General features: G+C 72.9%; 17 protein-coding genes. 8 read left to right on the forward strand and 9 right to left on the reverse strand.

Annotated features, from left to right (window positions below; translation table 11 throughout):
- The first annotated feature begins 5 nt into the window (after positions 1-5).
- Together ABZ990_RS00475 and ABZ990_RS00480 are read left to right on the forward strand one after the other, a co-directional pair.
- On the forward strand, positions 6-1,979 hold the full coding sequence (locus ABZ990_RS00475; RefSeq protein WP_361222924.1) for a cation acetate symporter: 1,974 nt from the start codon (positions 6-8) through the stop codon (positions 1,977-1,979).
- Positions 1,976-3,184: a histidine kinase gene (locus tag ABZ990_RS00480; RefSeq protein WP_361222927.1), complete on the forward strand. Its 1,209-nt coding sequence runs from the start codon at positions 1,976-1,978 to the stop codon at positions 3,182-3,184. Before ABZ990_RS00475 ends, ABZ990_RS00480 begins: the two co-directional genes overlap by 4 nt.
- A gap of 140 nt (positions 3,185-3,324) precedes the next feature.
- On the opposite strand, the gene ABZ990_RS00485 is transcribed toward ABZ990_RS00480, so the two are convergent.
- Both ABZ990_RS00485 and ABZ990_RS00490 read right to left on the reverse strand, forming a co-directional pair.
- Positions 3,325-3,744: a PaaI family thioesterase gene (locus tag ABZ990_RS00485; RefSeq protein WP_361222930.1), complete on the reverse strand. Its 420-nt coding sequence runs from the start codon at positions 3,742-3,744 to the stop codon at positions 3,325-3,327.
- 5 nt (positions 3,745-3,749) lie between these two features.
- Complete coding sequence (locus tag ABZ990_RS00490) at positions 3,750-4,370, reverse strand: sigma-70 family RNA polymerase sigma factor (RefSeq protein WP_361222933.1); 621 nt, start codon at positions 4,368-4,370, stop codon at positions 3,750-3,752.
- Positions 4,371-4,601: 231 nt separating this feature from the next.
- Here ABZ990_RS00490 and ABZ990_RS00495 point away from each other — a divergent pair, with 231 nt between their 5' ends.
- Positions 4,602-5,801: a CapA family protein gene (locus tag ABZ990_RS00495; RefSeq protein ID WP_361222935.1), complete on the forward strand. Its 1,200-nt coding sequence runs from the start codon at positions 4,602-4,604 to the stop codon at positions 5,799-5,801.
- Positions 5,802-5,967: 166 nt separating this feature from the next.
- Here the strand turns inward: ABZ990_RS00495 and ABZ990_RS00500 are convergent, their stop codons facing one another.
- Entirely contained in the window at positions 5,968-6,414 is a 447-nt protein-coding gene (locus ABZ990_RS00500) for a universal stress protein (protein ID WP_361222937.1), read from the reverse strand.
- Between the two features lie 91 nt (positions 6,415-6,505).
- Between ABZ990_RS00500 and ABZ990_RS00505 the strand changes: the two genes are divergently transcribed.
- On the forward strand, positions 6,506-7,408 hold the full coding sequence (locus ABZ990_RS00505; protein WP_361222940.1) for a polysaccharide deacetylase family protein: 903 nt from the start codon (positions 6,506-6,508) through the stop codon (positions 7,406-7,408).
- 157 nt (positions 7,409-7,565) lie between these two features.
- Here ABZ990_RS00505 and ABZ990_RS00510 read toward each other — a convergent pair whose 3' ends face one another.
- Positions 7,566-8,225: a class F sortase gene (locus ABZ990_RS00510; RefSeq protein ID WP_361222943.1), complete on the reverse strand. Its 660-nt coding sequence runs from the start codon at positions 8,223-8,225 to the stop codon at positions 7,566-7,568.
- 416 nt (positions 8,226-8,641) lie between these two features.
- On the opposite strand from ABZ990_RS00510, the gene ABZ990_RS00515 reads away from it, so the two are divergent.
- Positions 8,642-9,127 carry a hypothetical protein gene (locus tag ABZ990_RS00515; RefSeq protein WP_361222946.1) on the forward strand — a complete coding sequence of 162 codons (486 nt, stop codon included), beginning with the start codon at positions 8,642-8,644 and terminating at the stop codon, positions 9,125-9,127.
- 222 nt (positions 9,128-9,349) lie between these two features.
- Here the strand turns inward: ABZ990_RS00515 and ABZ990_RS00520 are convergent, their stop codons facing one another.
- The 3 genes from ABZ990_RS00520 to ABZ990_RS00530 all read right to left on the reverse strand — a co-directional run bounded on the left by ABZ990_RS00520 (position 9,350) and on the right by ABZ990_RS00530 (position 11,535).
- Positions 9,350-9,904, reverse strand: coding sequence for a hypothetical protein (locus tag ABZ990_RS00520; RefSeq protein WP_361222948.1), 555 nt, complete (start codon positions 9,902-9,904; stop codon positions 9,350-9,352).
- 188 nt (positions 9,905-10,092) lie between these two features.
- Positions 10,093-10,857, reverse strand: coding sequence for a hypothetical protein (locus tag ABZ990_RS00525; RefSeq protein WP_361222951.1), 765 nt, complete (start codon positions 10,855-10,857; stop codon positions 10,093-10,095).
- 72 nt (positions 10,858-10,929) lie between these two features.
- On the reverse strand, positions 10,930-11,535 hold the full coding sequence (locus tag ABZ990_RS00530) for a hypothetical protein (RefSeq protein WP_361222954.1): 606 nt from the start codon (positions 11,533-11,535) through the stop codon (positions 10,930-10,932).
- A gap of 405 nt (positions 11,536-11,940) precedes the next feature.
- Here ABZ990_RS00530 and ABZ990_RS00535 point away from each other — a divergent pair, with 405 nt between their 5' ends.
- Positions 11,941-12,753, forward strand: a complete 813-nt coding sequence (locus tag ABZ990_RS00535) for an SAM-dependent methyltransferase (RefSeq protein ID WP_361222956.1) — start codon at positions 11,941-11,943, stop codon at positions 12,751-12,753.
- Positions 12,750-14,951 carry an EAL domain-containing protein gene (locus ABZ990_RS00540; protein WP_361222959.1) on the forward strand — a complete coding sequence of 734 codons (2,202 nt, stop codon included), beginning with the start codon at positions 12,750-12,752 and terminating at the stop codon, positions 14,949-14,951. The genes ABZ990_RS00535 and ABZ990_RS00540 overlap by 4 nt, the downstream gene beginning before the upstream one ends.
- Before the next feature lie 197 nt (positions 14,952-15,148).
- On the opposite strand, the gene ABZ990_RS00545 is transcribed toward ABZ990_RS00540, so the two are convergent.
- Together ABZ990_RS00545 and ABZ990_RS00550 are read right to left on the reverse strand one after the other, a co-directional pair.
- A complete protein-coding gene (locus ABZ990_RS00545) occupies positions 15,149-16,411 on the reverse strand; it encodes a serine hydrolase domain-containing protein (RefSeq protein WP_361222962.1) in 1,263 nt (420 codons plus the stop codon).
- 150 nt (positions 16,412-16,561) lie between these two features.
- On the reverse strand, positions 16,562-17,458 hold the full coding sequence (locus ABZ990_RS00550) for a LysR substrate-binding domain-containing protein (protein ID WP_361222965.1): 897 nt from the start codon (positions 17,456-17,458) through the stop codon (positions 16,562-16,564).
- Between the two features lie 95 nt (positions 17,459-17,553).
- Here ABZ990_RS00550 and ABZ990_RS00555 point away from each other — a divergent pair, with 95 nt between their 5' ends.
- On the forward strand, positions 17,554-18,285 hold the full coding sequence (locus ABZ990_RS00555; protein WP_361222967.1) for a succinate dehydrogenase: 732 nt from the start codon (positions 17,554-17,556) through the stop codon (positions 18,283-18,285).
- The last annotated feature ends 1 nt before the right edge of the window (position 18,286 follow it).

An 18,286-nucleotide genomic window follows, 5' to 3' on the forward strand; every position in this document is an offset into this window, starting at 1 on the left:
CGCGCATGAACCACAGCTACGCGGTCGCCGCCGTCGTCGGCGTCGTCCTCGCCACCGTCCTCATCGGCGCGCTCGGCCTGCGCATCTCCCGTACCACCTCCGACTTCTACGTGGCCTCCCGTACCGTCGGCCCTCGGCTCAACGCCGCCGCCATCAGCGGCGAATACCTCTCCGCGGCCTCCTTCCTTGGCATCGCCGGGCTCGTCCTCGTCCAGGGCCCGAGCATGCTCTGGTATCCCGTCGGCTACACCGCCGGATATCTGGTGCTCCTCCTGCTGGTGGCGGCACCGCTGCGCCGCTCCGGCGCGTACACGCTCTCCGACTTCGCCGAGGCACGGCTCGAATCCCCGCTGGTCCGCCGGGTCGCCAGCCTCTTCGTCGTCGGCATCGGCTGGCTGTATCTGCTGCCCCAACTCCAGGGCGCGGGCCTCACCCTGGAGATCCTCACTGGTGCGCCCGACTGGGTCGGCGGTCTCGTCGTCGCGCTGGTCGTCACCGGGATCGTCGCCGCCGGCGGGATGCGCAGCATCACCTTCGTGCAGGCGTTCCAGTACGGACTGAAGCTGGCCGCGCTGCTCGTTCCGGCGTTCTTCCTGCTCGCCGCCTGGTGCGGCGACGGCACCCCGCAGGCCCGGTTCGACGCCCCCGCCGTACTGCGCGACCACACCTCCGTGAAGGTCGCCGAGACCGTCCGCGTCCGGGTCGACGCGCCCGTCACGCTCACCGTCACCGGAAGCGTCGACGGGGAGACGTACGACGGGCGGACCCTCGCCCTCGGCCGGGGCGGCCATCTCGTGGAGCGCGGCACCGAACTCGCCTTCCCGGCCGGGTCCCCGGTACCCGAGCGGGTGCCGGACGGGGACGGCGGGGACGGCGTCGGCGGCGGGTCCGGCGGGGCCGGTGCGACCGGCGGGGACGAGTCGCCGCTCGACCCGCTCGACCTGTCCGGGGCGTTCACCGGAAGCGGCGCGGGGCACCGGCTGTACGCCACGTACGGACTGATCCTCGCCACCTTCCTCGGCGCCATGGGGCTGCCGCATGTCGCCGTCCGCTTCTACACCAGCCCGAACGGCCGGGCCGCCCGCCGTACCACCCTCGTCGTCCTCGGGCTCGTCGGCGTCTTCTACCTGCTGCCGCCGCTCTACGGAGCGCTCGGCCGGATCTACGCCCCCGAACTCGCCCTGACCGGCGCCTCCGACGCCGCCGTCCTCGTGCTGCCGCGGCGGATGCTCGGCGGGGTCCTCGGCGATCTGCTCGGCGCGCTGCTCGCGGGCGGCGCTTGCGCGGCGTTCCTGTCGACGGCCTCCGGGCTGACGATGTCGGTGGCCGGGGTGCTCACCCAGGACGTGCTGCCCGCGCGCGGGGTCCGGCACTTCCGGCTGGCCACCCTGCTGGCCACCGCCGTCCCGCTGGGCGCCGGTCTCGTCGCCTCGCACGTTCCGGTCGCCGACGCGGTCGGGCTCGCCTTCGCCGTCTCCGCCTCCTCCTTCTGCCCGCTGCTCGTGCTCGGCATCTGGTGGCGCCGGCTCACCCCGCCGGGTGCCGTCGCGGGGCTGCTGCTCGGCGGCGGCTGCGCGCTCGCGGCGGTGATGGCGACCCGCGCCGGGCTGGCGCCCGGCGGATGGCCGCACACCCTGATGGCCTGGCCCGCCGTGTGGTCGGTGCCGCTCGGATTCCTCAGCATGATCCTGGTGTCACTGGCCACCCCGGGCCGGGTCCCGGCGGGCACCTCCCGCATCCTGGCCCGGCTGCATCTGCCGGAGGAAGTGGACGGCCGGCCCGAACCGCACCCGCGCGCGTACTCCGGACGCGAGCGGGGCGCTGGACGCGAGTCCGGGATCAGCAAGTCCCGGCTCCTCAACTCCCTGCTTCGCACGGCCCGTTCCGGCGGGACGCTTCCCGAAGGGGTTCCTTCCCGAGAGGTGCTTTCCGACGAGGTTCCTTCCGAAGAGGTTCATTCCAACGGGAGCGGGCGGTGAACGGCATCGCCCTGGCCGCCGCCGGCGCGGTCGGCGCCGTGCTGCTGGCCGCCGGTTTCGTCCTCGGCCGGATCACCGTCCGCCGGGGCCCCCGGGCCGCCGAACTCGACCTCGGCACCCCCGTCGAGCGCGCCACCTTCCACACCCTGCACACCGCCTCGCTTGCCGCGCCCCCACTGCGTGCCGGGCTCACCGAGGAGACCGCGGGCCGCGCGGCGGGCCCGCTGCGCTCGCTGCTCGGCACCGAGGCCCTGTGTCTGACCGACCGCGACGGTGCCGTGCTGGCCTGGGACGGGCCCGGCGGCGGACACCACCGCGGCGCGGTGACGGAACTGGTCGCCGGGACCCTCGCCTCGGGCCGAGGCCGGTCCGCCCACGCCGGCTGCCGTGACGTCGACTGCCCGCTGCGCTGGGCCGTGGTGGCCCCGCTCACCGGCGAGGACGGGGTGCTCGGCGCGCTCGTCGCGTACGGTTCGAGGGAGTCGGCGGTCCTGGTGCGGGCCGCGACGGAACTGGCCCGCTGGGTCTCCGTCCAGCTCGAACTGGCCGAGCTGGACCGCTCCCGCACCCGGATCGTCGAGGCCGAGATCAGGGCCCTGCGGGCGCAGATATCCCCGCACTTCATCTTCAACTCCCTCGCCGCCATCGCCTCGTTCGTCCGTACGGACCCCGAGCAGGCCCGGGAACTCCTCCTGGAGTTCGCCGACTTCACCCGCTACTCCTTCCGGCGGCACGGCGAGTTCGCCCAGCTCGCCGACGAACTGCGGGCCATCGAGCAGTACTTGGCGCTGGCCGGGGCGCGGTTCGGCGACCGGCTCAAGGTGACGCTCCAGATCGCGCCCGAGGTGCTGCCGGTCGCGCTGCCCTTCCTCTGTCTGCAACCGCTGGTGGAGAACGCGGTCAAGCACGGTATGGAGGACTCCGCCGAGGGCTGCCGGGTGACGATCGCGGCGCGCGACGCGGGCGCGGAGGCGGTGGTCGTCGTCGAGGACGACGGGATCGGCATGGACCCGGAGGTGCTGCGCGCGATCCTGCGCGGTGACCGCCCGGCCGGCTCCGGCGTGGGCCTCGGCAATGTGGACGAGCGGCTGCGGCAGGTGTACGGACCGGAGTACGGCCTGGTCATCGAGACCGGGATCGGGGCGGGGATGAAGGTGACCGTACGGATCCCCAAGTACCGCCCGGGCGTGCACCCGACGGCATGACCCGCCGGGGACCAGGCCCGCGCGCCGGCACGGCGGAGGGAGCGCCATGCGGGGGAGGCCCGGGCCCGGAGCTCCCGCGAGCGGGGCGGGTCCGGGCGCGGGCGGGTGAGGACGGGGGCGGACGGGCGAGGCCGCGCGGGTCAGCCGAGCAGGGCGTACACCGCGGTCGCGTGGGCGGCGATCTCGTCCGTCGCCTCGGCGCACAGCGTGATGTCGGCGAAGGCCATCCGCTTGCCGGTCTTGGTCAGCCGGGCCCGTACGAGCACATCCGCGCCGGTCACCGGCCGCTGGAAGGTGATCGACTGCTGGACGGTGGTCATCGGGACGAAGCCGCCTCGGGCGGCCGACACGGCGATCACCGTCGCCGTGTCGGCGGCGGCCATCAGCGCCTGACCGCTGAGCCCGCCGCCCTCCCGGGCGAGCCGCTTCGACCAGGGGAGCCGCAGGACCGCCCCCTGACCGTCGGCGTCGAGCGAGTCGACACTCAGGCCCAGTTCGAGCACCCAGGGGGCGAAGTTGTCGGCGAGGATCTTGTCGGCGGCGGCAGTCGTCAGCGTCACGCCCGTCATTGTGCGGTGACGGGTGCCGTACGGGCAACGGTCGCGCGGTGCCGGGGCCGGTAGCCGGGCAGGCGGTGGCCGAGCTGGCGCAGCGCGTAGTGCGAGCGGGACTTGACGGTGCCCGCCGGGATGCCGAGGTCGTCGGCGGCCTCACGGACGGTCAGGCCGTCGAAGTAGAGCCGCACGAGGACCGCGCGGTGCTCGGGGCTGAGGCCGCGGACCGCCGCCCGTACGTCCAGGGCGGCGTCGCGTGTCTCGGTGCAGCCGGCCGGGTCGGCGGTGACGGAGAGGACGGCGTCGCCGATCTCGGCGGGGCGGGACAGCCGGGACCGGCGGGCGTCTATGGCGAGCCGCCGGGCGACCGTGAACAGCCAGGGCCGCATCGACGCGTACGAGCTGTCGAATGCCTCCGGGTGCAGCCAGGCCCGGAGCAGCGTCTCCTGCACCAGGTCCTCGGCCCGCTGCCGGTCGCCGTGGGCCAGTTTGAGCAGGAAGGCCAGCAGGGCCGGGCCGTGCTCGTGCTGGAGCGCGGCCAGCGCGCGTTCGTCGGTCGTGGGTCTCGCCGCGCGGGAAGCCTCGGCCGGGGAAGCCGTGGCCGTGGTGGTCGTCACTGTCGCCGTCGTCATGCGCGGTATGGCAACGCATTCGTGGGGCGAGGGACAGAGCGCGGACCGCGATCTGCGACGAACGGTCGCACGGAGCGGTGAATGGCATGCCAGGGGAGGACCGGGAGCCCCGTTGCGTCCGTTCCAGCGGGGTTTGCGGTGAGTAGCGGCATTGATTCTTGACTGAGGGTTTGCGCCAGGGTGAATTCGGCTGACCAGATGTTCATCCTATGAATCGGTGGAGCCCGGCAGATGACCCCTCGCACCCGCCTCGGCGCGGCCACCCTCGCCGCCGCGCTGCTCGCCACGGCCACCGCCTGCGCCGGTGCCGGCCGGGCCCCCGACCGCGCGGTCCAGCCCGCCGCGCAGAGCCGCGCCCCGCAGGGCGCCACCCCACCCGGAGGAAAGGCCGCACCGGCCCCCTTCACCCTCGTGGCCTCGGGCGACGTCCTCCCGCACGACTCGATCATCCGGCAGGCCGCCGTCGACGCGGGCGGTGCGGGCTACGACTTCGCGCCCATGCTCGCCGCCGTGAAACCCGTCGTCTCGGGCGCCGATCTGGCGATCTGTCACATGGAGACGGCGTACGGCGAGGAGGGCGGCCCGTACAGCGGATACCCCGATTTCACGTCACCGCCCGAGGTCGCGGCGGCCCTCAAGGAGACCGGATACGACTCCTGTTCCACCGCTTCCAACCACACCCTCGACGACGGCGCCGACGGACTGCGCCGCACCCTCGACGCTCTGGACAAGGCGGGTGTACGGCACGCCGGTTCCGCCCGCAGCGCCGCCGAGGCCGCCCGCCCCACTCTGCTGAAGGCGGGCCGCGCGACCGTCGCCCAGCTGGCGTACACCTACGACACCAACGACCACCCGCTGCCCGAAGGACAGCCCTGGGCGGTCAACACCATCGACGAGCGGCGGATCGTCAAGGACGCCCGCGCCGCCCGCCGGGCCGGGGCCGACGTCGTCGTGGTCTCGATCCACTGGGGGACCGAATGGGAGACCGAGCCGGACGAGCAACAGCTCTCCCTCGGCCGCGCCCTGACCGCCTCGCGCACCGGCGCCCGCCCCGACATCGATCTGATCATCGGCACCCACGCGCATGTGCCGCAGGCCTACGAGAAGGTCAACGGCACCTGGATCGTCTACGGGATGGGCGACCAGATCGCCGGCCAGATGATCAACTACTCCGGCGACCTCGACCGGCGCGGCAACGAGGGCACCCTGGCCCGCTTCACCTTCACCCCGCCGGCCACGCCCGGCCGCCGCTGGGAGGTGACCAGGGCGGAGTTCGTGCCGCAGTACTTCGACACCTCCCGGGGCCGGGTCGTCGACCTCGGGGCCGCGGTGAAGGAGGGCGAGGAGCAGTACGCCGGGATCCGCGACACCATCCGCGACGTCGTCCTGGACCGGGGCGCCGGTCGCGCCGGCCTGGTGATGGCGCCGTAGCGGACCCGGCCCGTCGATGCCACGCGTCGGCCCGTACGCCCCTTGTGTCGCAGGCGTACGAGGGGCGTACGGGCGGGCGCGGACGTACGGGCGGCGCGAAGTGATCCGGCCGTGACCGCCCCACCCCACCCCACCCCTCCCCGGTCCGGTTCGCCGGCTCGCCGGTTTAGGGAACGACCGTCACCGGCCAGCGGCCGCACTTGACCAGACGTACCGCCACCGAGCCCACGAGACGGTGGCCGGCCGACTCGGAAGCGCCCACGACCACCGCGTCCGCGGTCAGTTCGTCGGCGGCCGTGACCAGACCCGCGTAGGCGTCCCCGCGCAGGGTGTGGAACTCCCAGTGCACCCGCCAGGTCGCGCGCACCCGGTCGGCGGCCTCCTTGATCTCGGCCGCCAGGCTGTCGGCGATCTCGTCCGTGGGCTCGGCGACCGGGGCCCCGAGCGCCGCGCCGGGCGACAGGACGGGCTGGACGTACACCAGGGCGAGACGCGCGTTCTGACGGCGGGCCAGCCCTGCCGCGTACGCCGCCGCGCGCAGCGAGGACGCGGAACCGTCCACTCCGGCGACGATCACCTTCGGGCCGTCCGTACCTCGTTCGAATCCACTCACGCGCTGAGATTATCGGCTCATCAGGTGTTTTCGGACAGCAGGCCGGGTGTGGCTGCCCGCGCGAGGCCATCCGCCGTTCGCACTATTGGTCATGAAAACCGATGAGAAGTCTCCAGGGCGCCGATCGCTGCTGCGTCTGGCGGCCGCTCTGGGGGCCACCGCCACCGTCGGCGTCTTCGCCGCGAACCGTCTGGCCGACTCGGGCGCCGGGTCCGGGGCGGGCGCCGGAGAGGGGGCCACCCTGGCCCCGGCCGGCTCGCATCCCGCGGCCGGGGCGACCGGCGCGGCCGGCCCGGAGGCGCGCGCCCAGGCCCGGGCGGCCCGCAAGCCCACCGCGTATCGTCTCCAGCCGATGACCGACTACGCGCCGCCCGCCTTCCGGCGGGCCAACCCGCCCGCACGGACCCGGCCCTTCCTCCGGCTCGGCGGGGTCGGCAAGTCGATGGTGCTCACCTTCGACGACGGACCCGACCCCCGCTACACCCCGGAGATCCTCGCCACCCTGCGGCGCTACGACTGCCGCGCGATGTTCTTCGTCTGTGGAGAGATGGCGATCGACAACCAGGACCTGCTCAAGCAGATGGCGGCGGACGGCCATGTGGTCGGCAACCACACCTGGACCCACCCCGAACTGCCCAAGAAACGGCCGTCCGTCATCCGCCAGGAGATCGGCTCGACGAGCGACATCATCGAACGGGCCCTCGGCGCCCCGCCGTCGTGGTTCCGCGCGCCCTACGGCGCCTGGAACAGGATCGTCTTCGAGACCGGCGCCGAACTGGGCATGGAGCCGCTCGCCTGGACGGTCGACACCAGCGACTGGGAGGAGCCGCCCACCGACACGATCGTCCGGCGGGTCCTGGACGGGGCCGCGTCCGGGGTCGTCGTGCTCAACCACGACGCGGGCGGCAACCGTTCGCACAGCGTGGCCGCGATCAAGCAGTACCTGCCCCGGCTCCTCGACGCGGGGTACACCCTTACGGTCCCGCGCCGCTGAGCGATCCCCTGGCGGCCGCACCTGTGGTCCCGGCACACCGCACAGGGTGCCGGGACCGGTTCGTATGTGCCCGGCGACCACCGGACATGCCTGGTGACCACCGGACATGCCTGGTGACCACCGGACATGTCCGGCGGCCACCCGGCAGGCCCGGCCGCTACCGGGTGTCCACCAGGCTGGCGTACACGACCACATTGCCGTCGTAGCCCTGCGCCCGCGTGTATCCGCCGCCGCAGGTGATCACGCGCAGTTCGGGTTCGCCGGTGTCCGCGTACACCCGCAGCCCGGGGAAGTCGTTCTTCGCGTACACCTCGACCCCGTAGACCTCGAACACGGCCACGCGGCCGTCGTACCGCTCGACTTCGACGCGCCGGCCCTTCTCCAGGGAACCGAGCCCGTAGAAGACGGCCGGGCCCGCCAGGTTGTCGACATGGCCGACGACGATGGAGGTACCGCGCTGGCCCGGCGCGATGCCGTTCTGGTACCAGCCGGCCAGGTTGGCGTCCTGGGGCGGTGGGGCGGCGATCCAGCCGTCCGGGTCCAGACCGACGTCCATGATGGGCGCCGCGACCTGGAGGTCGGGGATCCGGATCCGTGACGCGGGGGCGTAGGGCAGCGGCCGCACCCCGGTCGGCTCGGGCGCCCGGGTCACCGGCCGGGCCGCCGGGCGCGCGGTGGTGGCGGGCTGGGGCGGACCGGACTCGAAGCCGACGCCGTTGCGCATGATCGCGAGCCCCGAGAGCATGACGAGAGCCAGCGCACCCCAGGGCTGGCGCCTCCTGGCGGCATCGAAGAGGCTGAAGTCCGTGCGACTCATGGTTCTCCCTTGACGGCGTCAGGGGAACGGTAAGGGCGACCGCGCGGACCGGCGATCCGGGCGCGGACGAACGGGTGGCCGGGCTCCGCCGGGCGTGGTGGCGAGCCGTCGGGCGACAGCCCCGTCGGCGCCGCGTGAAGCCCTACGGCGATGGCGGCACCGGCGCTCCCGGGGCGGGCGCGGCTCGTACGAACGAGTGATGACGCGTTCGAGTGTTCGTCGGATCGTCATCCCGGACCCGTGACCTGCGATTCCGTCGGCCCCGGCCCCCCGTTCGGCCGCGGCCCGGGCTCACCGGGGCGGCCCAGTTCCGAAGTGCGTCGGACATCGCCACTTGTGAGGGTTCGTCATGGAGGGCGTACTCGTCGACACTCCCGGGGCACCGCTTCGGGGCGCCTTCCACGGGAGGTTCCACCATGCGTGCTGCACGCACTGCGGCGGTGACGGCGACCGCGTTCGCGGCCCTCGGGCTCGCGGCGCCCCTCGCCACCGCCACCAACGGACCGAGGGAGGTCACGGTCAACCCGTTCGACGTCCACGCGGGTTCGACGATCACCATCACGGCCAAGGGGTGCGGCCACGGCGGCACCGTCACGTCCAACGCGTTTCCCGAGACCAACCTGTCGGTGAACCACAACGGCCTGTCCAGCGCCATCGCCCGCGTCTACAACAACGCGACGCCCGGCAGCTACCACCTGGCCGTCCGGTGCCACGACAATCGCGAGACCACCTCCCACCCCTTCCGGGTGCTGCCGGGCCGGGGCGCCGAAGGCGGCCTCGGCGGCGTGTTCACCCCGAGCGACACGGAGATGGCGGTGGGCGGCGGGCTCGTCGCCGTCGCCGCGGTGGGCGGCGGACTCTTCGTCCTCCTCCGTCGTCGTGCGGGCGGTGCGGAGGTCTGACCCGCCCGAGCGGCGCCCTCGCCGGCCCGAACCTCCCGGCGGGCGTCCGCGACACCCGTCGCCCGTCGCACCCCCGAGCCGGATCCCGGGCCCGGGACGCGCCGGGCGACACGGTCGTCGCGCGGAGTGCGGAGTCGCGGGAGCCGGGGGAGCGCGGGGAGGGGAGGACGAGACGGGGGGATCGCCGGGTGCCGTCAGTGCCCTCAGTTGCCCTCGGTGCCGTCAGCGCCTGCGGCCGTCGGCCGTCCTGCGGCGGATCGCGTACGCGAGACCGCCCGCGGCGACGAGCACCATGGCCCCGCCGACCGCCGTCATACCGGGCCCGGTCGCCTCGATCGAGCCGCCGAGGCCGCCCCGCACCCCGCGCGGCGGGGTGAGCACCGTCGAACGGGCCGTCGGGACCGCGGCGGACACCCCGGCGATGGTCAGAGCGACATTGCCCTGGCCGCCCCCGGTGCAGTTGAAGGACACCGTGTAGACCGCGCCCGGCCGGGCGTCGGCGTCCACCGTGGCGGTGGACGAGGAGCCGGGCGCGATGGTGACGGTGTCGAAGATGCCGGACGCGGCCGTCGCCGTACTCCGGCAGCCCGGCGCACTGAGAGTGATCCGGCCGCCCGGCGCGACGGTGCCGGGGGTGATCACGAAGTCGGCCGTGCCGCCGCCCGGCGCGGGCGGCTGCGGCGAGGGCGCACCGCCGGCGACGGCACCGGGGGCGGCGGCCAGGACGAGGGCGGCCGCCCCCAGGAGCGCGGTGGACGCGGCACGTATCGCGCGCATGGTGGATCCTCCGGTCCCCGAGGAGCAGCCGCGGAAGCGGTTTCCGCGAAGGGGGTGAGATGCACCTCGATGCCCGAAACGCTAGGAGCGCCTTATCACAGCCGCGATCCCAGACGTGCGAACGGGGCACCGAAGTCCCCCGCTCGGCTCAGAAGGTGTCGCACCGGAGCTTTCCTGTGGGCCTCGGGTCAGCCGGTGAGGTGCGGGAACAGATCGGTGAAGGGTCCGGCGGTGGCCGCCATGCCCCGCCCGAACGGCGCGTCGAAGTCCCAGATCAGGAAGAGGAGGAACGCGATCAGCGCGCTGAACAGTCCCGCGAGCAGCAACTCCTTCCCGGTGCGCCGGATCTGGAGGGTGAAGATCAGGCCGACCGTCACCAGGGCGCCGATGATGAGACCGAACCACACCACGCCGGGCATCGTCTCGCCGGCGTTCTGCCCGCGCGCGCCGCGCGCGTCGTCGACGACGGTCACCTGGTCGACCAGCGGCTGGTACGCCTCGCCCTCGAAGTCGTCGGCCGGCCGGTAGTCGCTCACACTGCGCCGGACCTTTTCGAGCAGCTGGGTGCCCCGGGGGTCGAGCGAGCCGTGCGCCGCCATGTACGGGAACTCGTCGGCGACGACGAAGGAGGCGTACGCGTCGACGTCGCCCCGGATCCGCTCGCGCACCGCGACCGGGTAGACCTGGACCCGCTCCTTGATCTCGTGGAGCGCCTGCGCCTCCTGGCGCACGGTCTCCTGGGCGGCGCTGCGCGCCTCCCAGACGCCGGCGATGGCGAGTCCGAGGACGATGGCGTACACCACGCCGATCATCATCGTCATGTACTCGATGACATCCGGGGTCTCACTCGGATCGTCGTCGACCGGGATGCGGCGGTGGTTGATGACCACGATGGTGAGGACGACAGCGCACGCGGCGGCCATCGCAAGGGTGAGAACAAGCCATTCGGACAAGGGTTTCCTCTCGTGGCCCGGCGGGGCGGGCGGATCGGGGGACGTCGGGGTGCGCGGCCGGCGGAGCGGCCGTCAGCGGGAGGAACGGGGGCGCAGGATCGCGGTCGCGAGCACCGCGGGCGCGGTGATCAGGAGCGTCGTGGTGACCACGTTCGGGGAGCTCTTCGGCTTGGCCCGGGCGGTCCGCCGGTAGTGCGGCAGCGCGACCGCGGCGGGGACGTGCGGACGCGGGCGCGCGCTCGGTGACGGCGGTGCGGGTGGTGCGGGAGGGGGCGGCGGGGGCAACGCCTTCCGGGTGGCCGGAACCGGAGCCGGGGCCGGCTTGGGCGGCGGCGGTGTGGTCCGAACAGGCGGCGGAGGCGGCGAGGGTGATGAGGGCGGCGAGGGGGAGGGAGTCGGCTCCGGGGACGGCGACGGGGGCGGCGTGGAGGGCTCCGGCGTGGGAGTCGGGTGCGGCGGGTGGTGGTGATGGTGGTGGTGATGGTGAGGGAAGCAGGGGCCCGGCCTGGCGGAGGAGAGGGCGAGGGCCGATCCGTCCGGCGCCGTGGTGGCGTACGCGCAGGCGTCGGCCGCCGCGGGCGCGGGGGAGGCGAGCAGCCACACCAGCGCACCGGCCGCGAGGCTGTGGGCGATCCGCGGTCCGTAGCGGGAGAAGCCGTACTGAGGCAAGAGGGGCACGCGGAGCAGGATGATCGTATGGAACGCTTCCAGGGGGCCAAACGGGCCAAGATTCGCTGGATAGGCGGATCTCTCGTCATACAGGTTTACAAACCGCGCCGAGGTGGAGAACTGGCCGAATACCGTTGGCTCGTGGCCCGGACCTCACCCCTCCGGCGCTTCGGACCGCGCGAGGCGTTCCCCACCCCACCCTCTTCGGCCACATGCACAGGAAGATGCACGGTCCTCGGGCCTGAACTCTTCCGTAAAAAGCGCACGTGCCAATGGCGTGTGACCAAGAACGGATCGTTAATTTCCGTTTCTGCTCGCTCTCTCGGCGGGTGATCAGTAGCCTCAGCTCGAACGCAGGCTGCGAACATCGGGCCGGATCCCCGTAACCCCCATGGCGACTTGTTGGAGACTTTGATGGAGCGTCCCGCCTGGGCCCCGCCCGGCATCGATATCTCGGTGCCGAGTGTGTCCCGTATGTACGACTTCTATCTCGGCGGCTCGCACAACTTCGAAGTGGACCGTGAAGCCGCCCGCAAGGCCATGGACTTCCTGCCGGGCCTGCCGAAGATCATGCAGGCGAACCGGGCCTTCATGCGCCGCGCCGTGCGGCACGCGATCGACCGGGGCGTCACGCAGTTCCTGGACATCGGCTCCGGGATACCCACCTTCGGCAACGTCCACGAGGTCGCGCAGGCCGCCAGCGACGAGGCGCGGGTCGTCTACGTCGACCACGACCCGGTCGCCGTCGCCCACAGCCGTGCGGTGCTCGACGGCGACGACCGCGCCTCCGTGGTCGCCGCCGACCTGCGCAAGCCCCGCGAGATCCTGGAGAGTCCCGAGGTGAGGGGACTGCTGGAGCTGGACCGCCCGGTGGCCCTCCTCCTCGTCGCCGTCCTGCACTTCCTGGAGGACGGCGACGAGCCCGCCGCCGCCGTCGCCGAACTCCTCGGCGCCCTCGCCCCGGGCAGCATGCTCGTCCTCACCCACGCCTCCTACGAGGGCATCCCGGTCCCGCAGGAACGCGCGGGCGGCGCCGTCGGCGTCTACCGCGACATCCGCAACCCGCTGGTGATGCGGTCGAAGGCGGAGATCGCCCGCTTCTTCGACGGCACCGAACTGGTCGAGCCGGGCCTGGTGCCGATGCCCCTGTGGCGTTCGGACAACCCGGACGAGGAGGAGGACCCGTTCGCCTTCTCCGGCTACGCGGGGGTAGGGCGCAAGCCGTGAAGGTGCCCACCCAGCCCACCGGATCCGGCGCCGGAGCCGACGGGCCCGAGGACAGACTCAGAAGGTTCGTGACCATCTGGAGTCGCACCGTGTTCCCGGTGACCGCGACCTCGATGACGCGGCAGGAGTTCGAGCGGCATCTGCTGCCCCCGGCCAGGGAACTCCGCGCCGCCCTGCACGCCCGGCCCTTCGACACCGCCCCGGCGCACCGCGTCGGCCAGGCGCTGGTCGCGGCCCACTGCACCGACCCGGACGCGCTGGCCCGCAGCCTCGGCGTGGTCGACGCGTACCTCGTGCTCTACTGCGCTCCCGTCGCGGCCCCGGCCGCCGCCGAGCCGGACGCCTTCTCCGCCGAGGAACTGCGCTCCCGCTGCTCCCGGCTCCAGCACGCCATGGCCGCCGGGTTCGCCCAGGCACTGCGTGAACGGACCCTCGCCGAACAGGAGTCCATCGCGCACTCGGCGCTCGCCGCGCAGAGCGCCGCGGAGAAGGCCCTGCACGCCACCGAGAGCCGGTTCCGCGCGGTCTTCGACGGCGCCGCGATCGGCATCGGCATCGCCGACCTCGACGGCACCGTCCTGGAGGTCAACGAGACCCTCACCCGGATGTTCGGCGGCCTGGAACACACCGTCCTGAGCCATAACATCGCCGAGTGGAGTCACCCCGAGGACGGCCCGCACGTCTGGCGGCTCTACGACGAGCTGGTGCGCGGCGAGCGCGACCACTACCGGGTCGAGAAGCCGTACTACCGCGCCGACGGCACCGTCCTGTGGACCAACCTCACCGTCTCGCTGCTGCGGGACGCGGCCGGCGCCCCCCAGTACCAGCTCGCGCTGCTGGAGGACACCACCGAACGACGGCTGCTCAATCTGCGCCTGCGGTACGAGGCCACCCACGACGCCCTCACCGGGCTGCCGAACCGGACGCTGTTCTTCGAGCGCCTGGAGAAGGCCCTCGGCCCGGGCGAGGCCAGCCGTTTCGGGCTCTGCTACCTCGATCTCGACGGCTTCAAGGTCGTCAACGACAGCCTCGGCCATTCCACCGGCGACCGGCTCCTCGTCGAGGTCGCCGACCGGCTGCAGAGCTGTGTCGCCTCCCCGGGCGAGATGGTCGCCCGGCTCGGCGGCGACGAGTTCGTGGCGCTGACCACCGGCACCGGCACCGAGCGGAAGGTCGCCGAACTCGCCGACCGGATGCTGGGCGTGCTGTCCGCCCCCATCAGCGTCGACGGCCGCGAGCTGACCGTACGCGGCAGCGTCGGCATCGTCGAGGGTCCGGCCGGCGAGCGGACCCCGGCCGAGGTGCTGCGCAGCGCCGACATCACGATGTACCGGGCCAAGTCCGCGGGCGGCAACCGCTTCGAGTACGCCGACGACGAGGCCGACGCGCGGGCCATCACCCGGCACGGGCTCACCACCGCGCTGCCCGCGGCGCTGGAACGCGGCGAGTTCTTCATCGAGTACCAGCCGCTCGTCCGCCTCGGCGACGGTGGTGTGCACGGCGCCGAGGCGCTCGTACGGTGGTGCCACCCGCAGCACGGGGTGCTCGGTCCCGACCGGTTCATCCCGCTGGCCGAGAACACCGGCCTCATCGTGCCGCTGGGCCGCTGGGTGCTCCAGGAGTCCGTCCGGCAGGCCCGGTTCTGGCAGGACGAGGCGCCCGGCGGCCATAAGGCCACCGGCCCGCTGCGGATCAACGTCAATCTCTCGCCGACCCAGTTGCACCACCCGAACCTGGTCGCCGAGACCGTCGACGTCCTGGAGCGCTCCGGCCTGGAACCGGGCGCGCTGTGCCTGGAGGTCACCGAGTCGGCCCTGATCGGCGCCGACGACGACCTGCTCAAGCCGCTGCGCCAGTTCGCCGAGATGGGGGTCGACATCGCCCTCGACGACTTCGGCACCGGGTATTCCAACCTGGCCAATCTGCGCAGGCTGCCGGTGAGCGTCCTCAAGCTCGACCGGTCGTTCACTCAAGGGATGCAGCAGAACCCGGTCGACCCGGTCGACATCAAGATCGTCGAGGGGATCGTGCAGTTGGCCCACAGCCTGGAACTGGCCGTCACGGTCGAGGGCGTGGAGACCAGTGCCCAGGCCGAGCAACTGCGCGCGCTCGGCTGCGACACGGCCCAGGGCTGGTACTACGCCCGCCCGGGCGCGCCGGACCGGATCCACTCCCTGGTGATGGCGGACGCGATCTGAGCGGTGGACGGGCGGCTGCCGTCCGGTCCGGTCCGGTCTGGATCGGATCGGGCGGCTGCCGTCGTCCGGACCGGACCGGGCCGGTCCGGGTGGCGGTGGCCCGTCCCGCCCGACCGGTGGGCGGTGGCGCCGGACCTGGTACGGGCCTGACAGGAGCCGCGTTCGGCGAGGTGATCGTCAGTCATGAGGTGGGACGCTCACGGGGCGAAGGCCGCGGTCGGGATCCGCGTGGCCAGGGCGAGATCGTTCCCGCCGCCGCTGGTGGGGTTGAAGGAGTACACCACGCGCCGGCGCAGGTCGCGGGTGGCGAACATGCCGCTGGTGTAGCCGAAGGTGGTGCCGGTCTTGCCCCACACCGTCACGCCGTTGGACAGGGTCACGCGCATCAGCCCGGCGGCGTAGTGGACGTTGGCCGGTCGCGGGTCGCCGGCGGTGCCGCTGAGACTTGGGACGTCGGGGACGTCGAACAGTTCCGCCTGCTCGGGCGGGGGCAGCAGGCGTCCTCGAAACAGCGCGGTCAGGAAGCGGTCGAGGTCGGCGGTGGTGGAGATCATGCCTCCGGCGCCGGGATTCTGTTCGGTGATGTCGACCAGCCGCGATCCGCCGTCCGGCCGAGGCACGGCGATGTAGCCGTGGGAGTGGGGACCGGGGATCGTGGTGTCGACCTGCGGGGCGGTGGTGTCACGCAGGTGCAGCGGTTGCAGGATCCGGGTGGTGATCTCCCGCTGATAGGTGTGTCCGGTGAGGCTCTCGACGAGCATGGCGGCGACGTAGTAGCCGGTGGCCCCGTAGACCTGCATGTGACCGGGCTCGGCGAAGGGGCGTTCGTGCCTGACGGCCTTGGCGACGAGTTCGGAGAGCGGGTGGTCGTCGAAGCGGTGCTCGACGATGCCGTCCGGGGTGGTGGGCAGGTCGTCCGGGGTCAGTTCGGGCAGGCTGCTGGTGAAGTTGAGCAGGGTGCGGACGGGGATCGGCGGGTAGTCGTCGGGCAGGAGGCCCGGCAGATACCGCTGGACGGGCTGGTCGAGGTCGACGCGGTCCTCGGCGGCCAGTTGCAGCACCACGGTGGCGATGAAGGTCTTGGTGACGCTGCCGAGCCGGAACCGGCCGTCCACCGGCACCGGCGCGCCGGTCGTGATGTCGGCGGTGCCGTACGTCCCGGTCCAGTGGCCGTCCGGCCCGCTCACGCGCGCCAGCACGCCCGTGACGTGGTCGGGCGCGCTCGACAGGGCATGCCGCAACGCCCGCGGATCCAGCTCCGGCAACCGGTCGCCGGTGGCACCGGCGCCACCGGCCGCGACGACGGCGGGACGCGCGGCGGGCGCCGCGACCGCCGGTAAGGCCGCGCCCAGCACCACCGCGGCGAGAGCCGCACACGCGAGCGCTGTCGTCGGCACCCACCGGTGCCGGCCCGCTGTCGTCGCGGTCCCGGCTGTGGAGAAAAGAGGCTTGAAAGTCATGCCACGAGCGTGCCGCACAACCATGCCGCGGCGAATCAGGGATCGTCCCGGGATCGCCCCCGATGGCACCCTGATCGACCCCTGATGCCGTCTCGGCTTCCGTGACCGACTGGAGCGCCGGCTCCCGCCCGCCGCCCCTCTGCGCGGCCCTCAGGCGAGGGGCAACTCGCGGCGGGAGGCCATGAGCAGTCTCTGCAGCTCACGGGCGGCCCGCGGGGGTGCCACATCGCTGCGGTGGGCCAGCGCGATGGTGCGCTTCAGACCGGGCCGGGCCAGCGCCGTGACCCGCAGGTCGCGGCCCGCGCGGGCGGCGACCATCGCCGGGACGACGGCGAGGCCGAGTCCGGCCCGGACGAAACCGAGGACGGCGTCCATCTCGCCGCCCTCCACGGTGTACGAGGGTTCGAAGCCCTCCGCCCGGCATGCGGCGACGGTCAGTTCCCGCAGGTCGTAGCCGTGCCGGAACATCACCAGGGGCTGGTCGCGCAGATCCGCGATCCGCATCGGCCGGCGTGGGGCGGGCGCGGAGGCCGCGGACACCACCACCAGATCCTCGGTGATCAGCTCCACCGTCGTCAGGGAGGGCGAGGTCGTCGGCAGGGGCAGCACGATCAGCGCCAGATCGAGCGCGCCGCGCGCCAGTTCCCGTACCAGATCACGCGAACCGCCCTCGTCGATGAGCAGCCGGATCCCCGGATGCAGGTCGTGGAAGGCGCGCAGGACGTCCGGCAGCAGCCCCGTGCACAGACTCGGTGTCGCGCCGAGCCGCACCCGGCCCCGCTTGAGCTGCACCAGCTCCTGTACCTCGTGGCGCGCGGTGTCGGCGTCGGCGAGGATGCGGCGGGCCAGCGGGAGCAGCGCCTCGCCCGCGTCGGTGAGCGCGATGTTGCCGCGCGCCCGGCTGAACAGCTCCGCGCCCAGCTCCTGCTCCAGGGCCTTGATCTGCTGTGAGAGGGACGGCTGGGAGACGTGTACCCGCTCGGCGGCGCGAGTGAAGTGACGGGTCTCGGCGACCGCGACGAAATAGAGGAGCTGCTGGAACTGCATGGCACCAGCTTAGCGGGCTCGATAGTTCCCCCCTATCGAGATCAGCCGAACCATGTCTTGGACCACTCGGGCCGTCCGGCCCTAGCGTCGTCCCCATGGCTTTGGCAACACACCCCGAGCGGAGCGAGCGGCGCGCGGACCGGCCACCGGCCCCTCCCACCCGCGGCTTCTGGGCATCGACCCTCGGCAAGAAGACGGTCATGGCCGTCAGCGGCCTGATCATGCTCGGCTACCTCGTCGCCCATGTCGTGGGCAACCTCAAGATCTTCTTCGGCCCCGGGGAGTTCAACGCCTACGGCCACTGGCTGCGCGTCATGGGCGCCCCGGTCCTCCACCACGAGTGGGGCCTGTGGCTGGTCCGCGTCCTGCTGCTGGCCGCCGTCGTGGCGCACGCGGTCTCGGCGTACCAGCTCAGCCGCCGCGACCTCCGGGCCCGCCCCACCCGCTACGTCCACCGCCGCAAGGGCTCCTCCTACGCCACCCGCACCATGCGCTGGGGCGGCGTCATCCTCGCCCTCTTCATCGTCTGGCACCTCCTCGACCTCACCACCGGCACCGTGCACACCGGCGGCTTCGAGGCAGGCAAGCCCTACCAGAACGTCGTCGACACCTTCTCCACCTGGTACGGCAACGTCATCTACCTCGTCGCCATGCTGGCCGTCGGACTCCATGTCCGGCACGGCTTCTGGAGCGCCGCCCAGACCCTCGGCGTCGGCGACGCCCGCCGCGAACGCCTTCTGAAGGCCCTCGCGAACACCCTCGCGCTCGTGCTGACCGCGGGCTTCGTCTCCGTCCCCGTCGCCGTCATGACCGGAGTGGTGAACTGAC

Origin of the sequence: Streptomyces sp. NPDC046203, from assembly GCF_040646255.1 — a bacterium.
GTDB lineage: Bacteria > Actinomycetota > Actinomycetes > Streptomycetales > Streptomycetaceae > Streptomyces.